Here is an 11,715-nt window from a genome sequence, read left to right on the forward strand (position 1 = left end):
CCACCCGGCTCCGGAAGCAGCGGCGCAATCACCACCCACGCCTCATCAGTCAACTCACCACGACGCACCACCAGCACATCGTCAACCATCAACCACTACAAGATCGACAGGACACGCCCTAACCGAGGCCCGGATGCGTCGCACCGCTCGGCTTCCGGATTTGCGGATTTCCGCGCGTTCATAGGGTCGGCCGACACGCCAAGCGACCGCGGCTTCCGCTCGGCGAGCATCCGCAGCAGGTCAGCGGCGGTTCGCTGGGTCGCGAACGCTCCGGTAGAGGTGCGCCCTGCCCCATGAAGACCAGCCCAACCGACGGCACCACCATTCGCGCCGCTGAGGCAACGCCACGACCGGGTCCTGATCCCAGCGCCAACCAGGGCAGTCAGCCGGGCTCGTGGTTCCGGTCCGGCGCAGACCTGTCTCGGTGCGGTGACCCGGACTCGGCGTCCGGTCCGGGTCCGGTTCCGCCGGCCGGGTCCGACTCACCCTGCTCGCCGGTCAGCTCCGTGTCGGGCTGATAGCGGTACGCCGCCTCCCGTACCGCCGAGTCGGTTTCTAGTCCGGCGCCGAGCGCACCGCCGACCGTCGCCAGCGAGCTGGCCAGCCAGCCCAGCTTGACCTGATGGGCGACGCCGGCCGGTCGGCCGGTGGATTCAGCGAGCAGGTCCCAGGGGACGAGGGCGATCGCCCCGATGATGGTCAGCGCGGCGAGCGCCACGTACAGCGCGAGGACACCGATCACCACGGTGAGCACGGTGACCATGTTGAAGAGGACGACCTGCTCACGCGCACCCGAATGGCGCGGAACCCGCTCCCAGAGGCGCGCGCCGAGCACCATGGTCAGCACCACCGCCAGGACGGAGCCGACGGTGAGCAGGGCTAGCCGGAGGTTGCCCAAGGCCGCCGACAGCTGCCAAATATCGGCGCTCACCAGGGCGAGGACGGCGGTCGCGAAGGCGCCGACCAGCAGCCGGGAGAGCCGGACAGCAAGCCGCCACGGCCGGTTTGCCCTGAGCATGCCGAGTAGCAGCCGCAGGTTGCCGCCGATAACCCCGGCCAGCAGGCCGATGCCGGACGCCTGGTGGTTCACATGCGTGCCGAGTTCCCGGGTTCGCCGCCGGTTGGCCGGGTGCTGGCGGCGCGGGCCGCCCCGTACCGGGTCGCCTACCGCGTCGGTATCACCGAGCAGTGCCGCGAGGAGCCGGTCGCCCGCTTCGGCCATCCGCCGGGCCACGGCGACGGGGCCTAGCGCGGGCATGGAAAGGACCGCGACGCCGTGTGTGGTGCTGGCGTGCGCGACCACGGGCCTCCGCGCAGTCTGCAACGGCAGGTCTGTCACGCAGAGGACCAGACTCCAGCCCTCGACCAGCATCCGGCGCCGGGTGGCCTCGATGAGCTGGCTGAGGTCGGCCGGACCTTCGACGAGCCGCGCCACGTGGAGCCGTACCGCCCAGTCGACCTCCGGGACCCGGTTGCGGAGTCGATCGGCGAGCTCCGTGGTGGCCTCCCGCGCCAGGTCGGCGGCAACCCCGGGGGCGGCTACGACACCCACGACGAGGCAGTTGCGCCCGGTCACCACACTTCCGGAGCCGACCCGGCCGCTCCCCCGGGCGTAGTGCCGGTCCGTGGCGTCCTCGTTCGGCGGCTCCACTGTCAGCCGTTCCTCCTCATCGGTCGAGCCGTCGTCGGAGGTGATCGCCCGACGCAGGCATCGAGGGTTGTCCTAGTCGGTGGTGACGCTGCTGGCCACGATTGCCGGCGAGCGCCCGGTTCGGGCCGTGCAGCCCGGTCGACGCCCGTCGCCGCCTCTCGTCCCCCCCGTCGGCCTGTCCAGCTTGTCCCCGGTAGGCACCGACTCATTCATCCGCGCCCGGGCGGCCATGCCCGGACCGCCGCTCAGGGCTGGTACTGGCTGCGGGTGCGCGGCAGCCACTGGGGGTGCTGGTCGCGCAGGTAGCGGATCAGTCCCTCGCGTAGGTCGCAGCGCAGGTCCCAGGCGCTGGCACCGTCGGCGGCCGAGGCCTGCACCTGGACGACCACCGTCTGCGGGGTGGCGTCGACCATCTGCAGAACCCACTGGTCTCGATCCCACAGCGGTGAGGACTCGACCAGCCGACGTGCCTCCCGGCGCAGGTCGTCCAGGTCGGCCGTATGGTCGACATGTAACTGGATCTTGCCGACCACTCGAAACTCGTTCCGAGTCCAGTTCTGGAACGGACGCTCGGTGAAATACGTGGTCGGCAGGATGAGCATCCGGTCGTCCCAGAGCCGGATCACCACGTTGGTCAGCTTCACCTCCTCAACCCGGCCCCACTCGCCGTCCACCACCAGCACGTCGCCGACGTGCATCCCGTCGGCGAAGGCGACCTGGATGCCGGCGAACGCGTTCCCGAGCGCGGTTCGGGCGGAGAGACCGATCACCGCTCCGACCACCCCGGCCGAGGTCAGAATGGAGACCCCGAAGAGGCGTACCGGCCGGAAGGTGATCAGGATCAGGCCGACCGCGAGGACCGTGACAACAGCCACCGTAAGCCGCCGCACCGGACGGACCTGGGTCCGGGCCCGCCGGACCCTCCGGCTCGTGACCGGATCGCCCGGCAGCCGACTGAACGCGACCGCTTCGGCAACGTGCAATGCCTTGATCACCAGCCACGCACAGACGGCGACCAGGACCAGCAGGATCGCGTGCCGCAGATGACGCTGCCACGCGGCCGGCCCGGGCGGCAGGGCGTAGAACAGCGTTGAGACCAGCAGGACCGCGGCAGCCGGGCGGCGGCAAGCGCGCCGCAACGGCTCAAGCAGCCACCTGTAGCGGCCACGGGCAACCCGGCGGACCAGCACGCCGGAGACCAGGTCCACGACCACGGCCGCCGTCAGCGCGGCCAACACGATCAGTACGGTACGCATCAGAAGCCGTTCACCGTGATCCCGATGCCGCCTCTCCCGGACTCGCGACCGTACTCCCGCCTCCAGGGTGTCATCCCATCCGGTGGCAAGCGGCAGATATCGAGAATGCCAAACCGCCGTGACCCACGTCCGGCAGCTGCCGAACGACACAGCCGACACTGGCCTGTTGTGGATACCGTGCGGGCGTGGATCGCCGACCTGCGACGCCGTGGGCGCCAGGCGTCGTCGCGCTGCTGACGGTGGTATGGCTCATCGGCGGGCTGGTGCTGCTCGGGTGGGTCTTCGCCATCGGCCTCGATGGCTGGGCGGACCAGCACAGTAACCAGGGCAACGGCGCCGACGCGCTGGCGCGTAAGGCGAACGTGGCACTGCTGCTCCTGGCCGCCGAGGTGGTGGCCGGCCCGGCGGTGATCGCCGTCGTGGCCCGCGGCGGGCTGTTGCGGCGGACCGCCGCCGTCTACCTGGTCATCGCGCTCGGTCTCGGCGTACTCGCCGTACCGGTCGCCGTCGGCGCGTACCGAGAGCTCAACCCGCCCCCGCCTCCAGCACCGACGAGATGTCAGGAGCACAGCGGCGGGGATACCCGCTGCCCCGGCGGGTAGCCCGGCACCGACCTCACCGTCACAGGGCGACGATCGCCGCCGTCTCCGCGGGCAGCTGGATCCGGTCCCGCATCACGGTGACGCCCTCGCCCGTCGCGAGCAGCACGCGCCGCGCCACCCCGGGCAGGGAGATCCCCTGCGCCCGGTCGGCCAGGTTCGCCGCGACCAGGGTGTCGCCTCGGCGCATCACCAGGAACTGGTTCCCGTGCTGCACCGTCACCGCGTTCAACCGGGGGTCGGAGAGGTCCGGCCGGCTCTTTCGCAACGCGATGAGCCGCCGATAAAACTCCAGCATCTCCCGGTGCTCGGGCTTGTCCAGCTCCGCCCAGTCCAACCGGGACCGGACGAAGGTCTGCGGGTCCTGCGGGTCCGGCACCTCCCCCTCGGGCCACCCGTGCGACGCGAACTCCCGCCGCCGCCCGGTCACCACCGCGGCCGCCAGCTCCGGCTCCGGATGCGAGGTGAAGAACTGCCACGGGGTGGTGGCGGCCCACTCCTCCCCCATGAAGAGCATCGGTGTGAACGGCGCGGTCATCAGCAACGTCGCCCCGACCCGTAGCAGGTTGGGCGAGAGCGAGGTCGAGATCCGGTCGCCGGTGGCGCGGTTGCCGATCTGGTCGTGGTTCTGCAGGTACGCGACGAAGCGGTGCCCGGGGATCCGGGAATCCACCGGCCGGCCGTGGTGCCGGTTGCGGAAGCTCGACCAGGTGCCGGCGTGGAAGAAGCCGCCGGTCAGCACGTCGGTGAGCGCCTGCAACGACCCGAAGTCGGCGTAGTAGCCCTGCCGCTCCCCGGTCAGCAGGGTGTGCAGGGCGTGGTGGGCGTCGTCGTTCCACTGGGCGTGCAGCCCGTACCCGCCCGCCTCGCGCGGGGAGATCAACCGCGGGTCGTTCAGGTCCGACTCGGCGATCAGCGACAGGGGCCGCCCGAGGTGGGTGGAGAGCGACTCCACCTCGACGGCCAACTCCTCCAGCAGCGGCACCGCGCGGCTGTCCGGCAGCGCGTGCACCGCGTCCAGCCGCAGCCCGTCGACGTGGTAGTCGCGCAGCCACATCAACACGCTGTCGGTGATGTAGCGGCGTACCTCGTCGGAGTGGGGGCCGTCGAGGTTGACCGAGCGCCCCCACGGGTTGGCCTGCTCGGACAGGTACGGGCCGAACCTCGGCGCGTAGGCCCCGGAGGGCCCGAAATGGTTGTAGACGACGTCGAGGATCACCCCCAGTCCCTTGCCGTGCGCGGCGTCCACCAGCCGTTTCAGCCCGTCGGGCCCGCCGTAGGGCTGGTGCGGCGCATACCAGCAGACGCCGTCGTAGCCCCAGTTGTGCTCGCCGTTGAAGGCGTTGACCGGCAGCAGCTCGATCAGGTCCACGCCGAGCGCGACCAGATGGTCGAGGCGCTCGATGGCCCCGTCGAAGGTGCCCTCCGGGGTGAACGTGCCGATGTGCAGTTCGTAGAGGACGCTGCCGGGCAACTGCCGCCCGGTCCACACGCCGTCACTCCACCGGAACGTCGAGTGGTCGTAGCGGCGGCTCGGCCCGTGCACCCCGTACGGCTGCCAGGCCGATCGGGGGTCGGGCAGGGGCTGGTCGTCGTCGTCGAGCAGGAAGGCGTAGTCGGTGCCGGGCCCGGCGTCGGGCACCTCGACCCGCCACCAGCCGTCCGGCCCGCCGCTCATCTCGTGGTCGGCGGCGCCGGTGAGGCGCAGCCGGACCCGGGCGGCTTCGGGCGCCCACACCGTGAACTCGGTCATGCGGCAGCCTCCACGTGATCGACGGGAGCGAGGAGGGCGACGGGATAGGTGCTCAACAGATCTTGAAGGAGCAGCTCAGACCCACTGTAGACCCGCCCGGTGAACAGGTCGGTCACATTGTGTACAGGAAGCGACAGAACCGTGTCGCGCCAGCCACCCGCGCGGGCCAGCCGCAGCGGCAGCCGGGTCGCGACGGCGACCGCGCCGCCCCGGTCGAACGCCACCGCGTGCGACGCCGCCGGGCCGTGCACCGGGACCGGTCGGTAGCCGGCGAACAGGTCGGGCCGGCGCCGTCGCAGCCGCAGCGTGCGGGAGACCACGAGCAGCTTCGCCGCACCGCCGGCGTCGACCGGTGGCTGCCAGCCGGCGTCGAGCCGGGCCAGCAGCTCCCGGCGTACGGCGAAGTCGACCGGGCGGCGGTTGTCCGGGTCGACGAGGGAGTTGTCCCACAGCTCGGTGCCCTGGTAGGTGTCGGGCACCCCGGGCATGGCGAGCTGCACGAGCTTCTGCCCGAGCGAGTTCGACCAGCCGGCCGGGGTGATCTCGGCGGCGAAGGCGGTCAGCTCGGCGGGCAGCCGCTGGTCGTCGTACATCCGGTCGACCATCGCGTGCAGCGCCCGCTCGAAGGCCGGGTCGGGGTCGGCCCAGCTGGTCGAGACGGACGCCTCCCGGGCGGCCTTCTCCCCGTACGCGTGCAGCCGCTCGCGGTCGAGCGGCCAGGCGCCCACCGCGGTCTGCCAGAGCAGGTGCGCGAACGCCGGGTCGGGCAGCGGCGCGCGAGCCATCCAGGCGGTGACCTGCTCGGCCCACCGCCGCGGCAGCTCGCTGAGCACGGCGAGGCGGGCCCGGACGTCCTCGCTGCGCTTCGTGTCGTGAGTGGAGAGCGTGGTCATGCCGGTCGGCCAGCGGACGTGCCGGGCCGCCGCGAACCTGTGGAACTCGGCCGGGGGCACCCCGAAGTGCGCGGGGCTGCCGCCGACCTCGTTGAGCGCGACGAACCGGCTCCACCGGTAGAAGGCGGTGTCCTCGACGCCCTTCGCCATCACCGCGCCGGTGAACTGCGGGAAACGCGCGGCCAGCTCGTCGTCCGGATCGCGCAGCCGCCGGGCGATCGCGTCGAGCGCGCCGGTCAGGTCCGGGCGGCGGCGGCCGGCCTCCGCGCGGGCCGCGGCGAGGTGCCGGGCGCCGTGCGGTGGATACCCGCGGTAGACGGGGAAGGCGGCGGCGAGCTCGGCGAGGGCCGCCCGGGCCGCGTCCGGTTCCACGTCGGGCGCGAGGGCGGCGAGCCGGGTCAGCTCGGCGGCGAGCAGCCGGGTGGCGGCGGCGAGCTTCGTCTCGTGCGTGAGGTCCTCGTAGGAGGTGCGCCGGCCGACGAGCCGGGCGTCCAGCGCGGTGAAGTCGCCCTCCGCGGCCGGGTCGACGAAGAGCCCGGAGACCGCCGCCAGGGCCTCGTAGCCGGTGGTGCCCGCCACCGGCCAGCCCGGCAGCTCCTCGCCGTACTCCAGGATTTTCTCCACCACCAGCCAGACCGATGGTGCGGCGGCCCGCAGCCGGGCCAGGTAGCCGGCGGGGTCGCGCAGCCCGTCCGGGTGGTCGACCCGGATGCCGTCGACCTCGCCCGCCGACGCCCACCGCAGGACCAGCTCGTGGGTGGCGGCGAAGACCTCCGGATCCTCCACCCGCAGGCCGGCGAGGTCGCTGACGGCGAAGAACCGGCGGTACGTCAGCTCGGCGTCGCCGCGCCGCCACGACACCAGCTCGTAGTGCTGCCGGTCGTGCACCTGCCGCGGGGTGCCCCCGGTGGTGCCGTCGGCGATCGGGAAGCGGTGCTCGTGGTAACGCAGCTCCCCGTCGACGACGGTGAGGTCGTCGAGGGCGGCGGGCGTCTCCGCCAGCACCGGCAGCAGCAGCCGGCCGCGCCCCCAGTCGATGTCGAACCAGTGGGCGTACGCCGAGGCGCGTCCCCGGCGCAGCACGTCCCACCACTGCGGGTTGGCGGCCGGCACGGCCACCCCGGCGTGGTTGGGCACGATGTCCACCACCAGGCCGAGCCGGGCCGTACGCAGCGCGCGCAGCAGGCGCTGCCGACCGGCCTCCCCGCCCAGCTCCGGGTTGACGGCCCGGTGGTCGACCACGTCGTAGCCGTGCGCCGAGCCGGGGCTGGCGGTGAGCAGCGGCGCGCTGTAGAGGTGCGTCACGCCGAGGTCGGCGAGGTAACCGGCGAGCCCGGCGGTGGCGTCCAGGTCGAAGCCGGGGCGTACCTGCACCCGGTAGGTGGCGCCGACCCGGGCGGCCGGCGCGCTGCTCGTCTCGTCCGGTCGGGGGGCCGCGGACATCAGACCGTCCTCTCCAGGACCACCAGGGAGCGGTCCGGCACCCGGATCGCGCCGCCCGCGCTGATCACCGTGACCTCGTCCCGGTCCGGCTCGGCGGTGCTGATCACCAGCTCCCATTTCTGTCCGAACTCGCCGCCGGGCATCGTGAACTCCAGCGGCGCGTCGTGGGCGTTGAAGCAGAGCAGGAACGAGCTGTCGTGGTGACGCTGGCCGTACTGGCCGCGCTCGCGGATGCCCTCACCGTTGACGAAGAGCGCCACGGAGCGGCCGAAGTCGTTGCCCCAGTCCTCGCCGGTCATCTCCCGGCCGTCCGGGGTGTACCAGGCCAGGTCCGGCAGGGGCGCGTCGATCTCCCGGCCGCCCACCGGCAGGCCGGTGAAGAACCGGCGGCGGCGGAACACCTGGTGCCGGCGGCGGAACGCGACGAGCGTGGCGACGAACTCCAGCAGCTGCTCGTCGGCGTTCTCCCAGTCGACCCAGGACAGCTCACTGTCCTGGCAGTAGGCGTTGTTGTTGCCCTGCTGGGTACGGCCCAGCTCGTCGCCGTGCCCGATCATCGGCACGCCCTGGGAGAGCATCAGCGTGGCGAGGAAGTTACGCCGCTGCCGGGCGCGCAGGGCCAGCACCGCGTCGTCGTCGGTAGGCCCCTCCACGCCACAGTTCCACGACCGGTTGTGACTCTCGCCGTCCCGGTTCTCCTCACCGTTGGCCTCGTTGTGCTTGTCGTTGTACGAGACCAGGTCGGCGAGGGTGAACCCGTCGTGGCAGGTGACGAAGTTGATGCTGTGGAACGGGCGGCGGCCGTCGTCCTGGTAGACGTCGGCCGAGCCGGAGATCCGGGAGGCGAACTCGGCGAGGGTCGCCGGCTCGCCGCGCCAGAAGTCCCGCACGGTGTCCCGGTACTTGCCGTTCCACTCCGTCCACTCCGGCGGGAAGTTGCCCACCTGGTAACCGCCGGGGCCGACGTCCCACGGCTCGGCGATGAGCTTGACCTGGCTCACCACCGGGTCCTGCTGCACCACCTCGAAGAAGGTGGAGAGGCGGTCGACCTCGTAGAACTCGCGGGCCAGGGTCGCGGCGAGGTCGAAACGGAAACCGTCGACGTGCATCTCGGTGACCCAGTACCGCAGCGAATCCATGATCAGTTGCAGCGAGTGCGGGCTGCGGACGTTCAAGCTGTTGCCGGTGCCGGTGTAGTCGACGAAGTAGCGCCGGTCCTCCTCGGAGAGGCGGTAGTAGCTGGGCGCGTCGATGCCCTTGAAGCTCAGCGACGGCCCGAGGTGGTTGCCCTCGGCGGTGTGGTTGTAGACCACATCGAGGATCACCTCGATGCCGGCGGAGTGCAGCGCCTTCACCATGCCCCGGAACTCCTGCACCTGCTGGCCGAGGCGGCCCATCGCCGAGTAGCCGTGGTGCGGGGCGAAGAAGCCGATGGTGTTGTAGCCCCAGTAGTTGCGCAGCCCCAGGTCGGCGAGGCGGTGGTCGTGCACGAACTGGTGCACCGGCATCAGCTCGATCGCGGTCACCCCGAGCCGCGTCAGGTGCTCGATCATCGGTGGCGAGGCGATGCCGGCGTACGTGCCGCGCAGCTCCTCCGGGATGTCGGGGTGGCGCACGGTCAGCCCGCGGACGTGCGCCTCGTAGATGACCGAGTGGTGGTAGGGGGTGCGCGGTGGCTTGTCGTTGCCCCAGTCGAAGTAGGGGTTCACCACCACGGACTTGGGCATGAACGGCGCCGAGTCGACCTCCGACATCCGCTCCGGGTGCTCCAGGTCGTAGTCGTAGACCGCCGGGTCCCACGTCACGTCCCCGTCGACCGCCTTGGCGTACGGGTCGAGCAGCAGCTTGTGCGGGTTGCAGCGCAGCCCGGACGCCTGGTCGTACGGACCGTGGACGCGGTAGCCGTAGCGCTGCCCCGGCTCGACGCCCGGCAGGTACGCGTGCCAGACGTACGCGTCCACCTCGCGCAACTCGACCCGACGTTCGGCGCCGGTGTCCCACTCGTCGAAGAGGCAGAGTTCGATCTTCTCGGCGACCTGGGAGAAGATGGCGAAGTTGGTGCCCATCCCGTCGTAGGTGGCGCCGAGGGGGTAGCGCTCGCCCGGCCAGACCTGCATGTCGCTCCTTCGGTTCTGATCATGAGCGCACCGCGTCATGAGCGCACCGCACGGCGGGCCGCACGATGCGCACGGCGGTAATGCCCCGCGCCCGCTCCGGCCAATCCACCCTTTCAGCCGATGGGGGAAATCCGTCCGACTCGGACAGGCCGACCGTTCAGGTGTCGTCCGTCACCTCTGACCCTTTTCGGGATGCGATCCACGGCCGGATGGCTTTTCCTGGTTCAGGGACGCGCACGCACCCGCGCCTCGATCCCGCCCACCACCCTGCCTACGCCGCCATCGCCGCCGGCGCGTACGCCCCTGCCTGGACGGAGACAGATGTGACCACCCTGCGGGTCGGCGAGCCGCTCGCCATCGCCCCGGACCGGGCCTGCCGGCCCACCCTGACCCGTACCCAGATCCCGCAGCCGGCCGGCCCCGGGGCCGGTCCCGCGCCGCAGCGCATCCTGATGCTGTCGTGGGAGTACCCGCCGGTCCTCGTCGGCGGCCTCGGCCGGCACGTGCACGCCCTCTCCGTCGCCCTCGCCGCCGCCGGCCACGACGTCACAGTCGTCACCCGCCACGCCGACGGCGCCCCACTCGAGGAGTACGCCGACGGCGTCCGCATCATCCGCGCCGCCGAAGACCCCGTCACCTTCCCCCTGGCCACCAACAGCCTCCTCGCCTGGACCATGGCCTTCAACCACACCCTCACCCGCGCCGCCCTGCGCGCCACCGAAGCCGGCGACTACGACGTCATCCACGCCCACGACTGGCTCGTCGCCCACACCGCGATGACGCTGCGCGAGCACCTCGACATCCCGCTCGTCACCACCATCCACGCCACCGAGGCCGGCCGGCACCAGGGCTGGCTCCCCGAGGAGATGAACCGCACCATCCACGGCGTCGAGCAGTGGCTCGCGAGCGAGTCGGGCCGCGTGATCGTCTGCTCGGGGTACATGTCCGACGAGGTGACCGCCCTGTTCGGGGTGCCGTCCGCCCGGGTCGACGTGGTGCCCAACGGTGTCGAGCCGCACCGCTGGCAGGCGCGGGGCACCACGGTCGCCGCGGCCCGGGCGCGCTTCGCCGGAGACGGGCCGCTGGTCACCTTCGCCGGCCGGCTGGTGTACGAGAAGGGCGTGCAGCACCTGCTCGCCGGAGTTCCCCGGCTGCGGGAGCTGCACCCGGGGCTGCGGGTGGTGATCGCCGGCGACGGCCCCTACCGCGGGGAGCTGGAGGCCGAGGTGCACCGGTTGGGTCTCGGCGGCACGGTGGAGATGCCGGGCTTCCTCGGCGGGGAGCTGCCCGCGCTGATGGCCGCGTCGGACTGCTTCGTGGTGCCGAGCATCTACGAGCCGTTCGGGATGGTGGCCCTGGAGGGCGCGGCGGCCGGGGCGCCGCTCGCGGTCGCGGCCACCGGTGGGCTCGCCGAGATCGTCGAGCCGGGCGTCACCGGGATGACGTTCCGTCCGCAGGACCCGGACGGGCTGGTCGAGGCGGTGCACGCGCTGCTCGCCGACCCGGACCGGTCGCGTGCCCTGGCCCGGCGGGCCCGCACGCTGGTGCACGAGCAGTACGGCTGGTCGGCGATCGCCCGACGCACCGCCACCACGTACGCCACCGCGATCGCCCAGGACCGGTCGTTCACGGCGGCGCGCACGGAGCAGCGGATGGCGGCGGGCCGGGCCCTCCGCCCGGTCACCGCCGGCAACCTCCTGGCCGCCGCCGGCCTCCGCTGAACCCCGCCCGGCCCGACGCTGCGGCATCCGGCGCGCTCCGTGTGGCGTGCGGGCGCACTCCCAGCGGCGTCCGGCGGGGGCGCGTCCCGCGCAGCGCGTCGGCGCTCCCTGCGGCATCCGACGCGCCGCGCCCCGTGCGGCACGGCGCGCCTCCGGGGGGCCTCGATACCGCTGCATGGCACCTTTAGAGCTGAATCGCTTACGACATCGAAGCCGATCCGTTTACGACATCAGCTCCAAAGGCTGCGAACCCCGAACCCCGAGCCCCGAAGACGACTGATC

The 11,715-nt window shown here is 72.1% G+C and carries 7 protein-coding genes; 2 read left to right on the plus strand and 5 right to left on the minus strand.

The features are described 5' to 3' along the window. Positions 1-382: 382 nt before the first annotated feature. Together E1211_RS25325 and E1211_RS25330 are read right to left on the minus strand one after the other, a co-directional pair. The gene (locus E1211_RS25325; protein WP_207915508.1) at positions 383-1,651 is read right to left on the minus strand and encodes a hypothetical protein; all 1,269 of its coding nucleotides are present in this window, start codon (positions 1,649-1,651) and stop codon (positions 383-385) included. Positions 1,652-1,896: 245 nt separating this feature from the next. Beyond that, the gene (locus E1211_RS25330) at positions 1,897-2,907 is read right to left on the minus strand and encodes a mechanosensitive ion channel family protein (protein WP_132351600.1); all 1,011 of its coding nucleotides are present in this window, start codon (positions 2,905-2,907) and stop codon (positions 1,897-1,899) included. A gap of 185 nt (positions 2,908-3,092) precedes the next feature. Between E1211_RS25330 and E1211_RS25335 the strand changes: the two genes are divergently transcribed. Next, positions 3,093-3,509: a hypothetical protein gene (locus E1211_RS25335; protein ID WP_132351602.1), complete on the plus strand. Its 417-nt coding sequence runs from the start codon at positions 3,093-3,095 to the stop codon at positions 3,507-3,509. A gap of 19 nt (positions 3,510-3,528) precedes the next feature. Here E1211_RS25335 and treZ read toward each other — a convergent pair whose 3' ends face one another. Genes treZ through glgX form a run of 3 tightly spaced genes read right to left on the minus strand, consistent with a single transcriptional unit; the run spans position 3,529 to position 9,712 of the window. Further along, entirely contained in the window at positions 3,529-5,259 is a 1,731-nt protein-coding gene (treZ, locus tag E1211_RS25340; protein ID WP_132351604.1) for a malto-oligosyltrehalose trehalohydrolase, read from the minus strand. Next, the gene (gene treY, locus E1211_RS25345) at positions 5,256-7,595 is read right to left on the minus strand and encodes a malto-oligosyltrehalose synthase (RefSeq protein WP_132351606.1); all 2,340 of its coding nucleotides are present in this window, start codon (positions 7,593-7,595) and stop codon (positions 5,256-5,258) included. The genes treZ and treY overlap by 4 nt, the downstream gene beginning before the upstream one ends. Next, complete coding sequence (glgX, locus tag E1211_RS25350) at positions 7,595-9,712, minus strand: glycogen debranching protein GlgX (protein ID WP_132351608.1); 2,118 nt, start codon at positions 9,710-9,712, stop codon at positions 7,595-7,597. Before glgX ends, treY begins: the two co-directional genes overlap by 1 nt. Before the next feature lie 323 nt (positions 9,713-10,035). On the opposite strand from glgX, the gene E1211_RS25355 reads away from it, so the two are divergent. Continuing rightward, entirely contained in the window at positions 10,036-11,433 is a 1,398-nt protein-coding gene (locus E1211_RS25355) for a glycosyltransferase family 4 protein (protein ID WP_132351610.1), read from the plus strand. Positions 11,434-11,715 lie beyond the last annotated feature (282 nt).

This window comes from Micromonospora sp. 15K316 (assembly GCF_004348525.1).
Taxonomy (GTDB): domain Bacteria; phylum Actinomycetota; class Actinomycetes; order Mycobacteriales; family Micromonosporaceae; genus Micromonospora.

Bases quoted from the DNA above. Each gene is read 5' to 3' on its own strand.
- treZ (WP_132351604.1), bottom strand. From the start codon at position 5,259: ATGACCGAGTTCACGGTGTGGGCGCCCGAAGCCGCCCGGGTCCGGCTG.
- E1211_RS25330 (WP_132351600.1), bottom strand. From the start codon at position 2,907: ATGCGTACCGTACTGATCGTGTTGGCCGCGCTGACGGCGGCCGTGGTC.
- glgX (WP_132351608.1), bottom strand. From the start codon at position 9,712: ATGCAGGTCTGGCCGGGCGAGCGCTACCCCCTCGGCGCCACCTACGAC.
- treY (WP_132351606.1), bottom strand. From the start codon at position 7,595: ATGTCCGCGGCCCCCCGACCGGACGAGACGAGCAGCGCGCCGGCCGCC.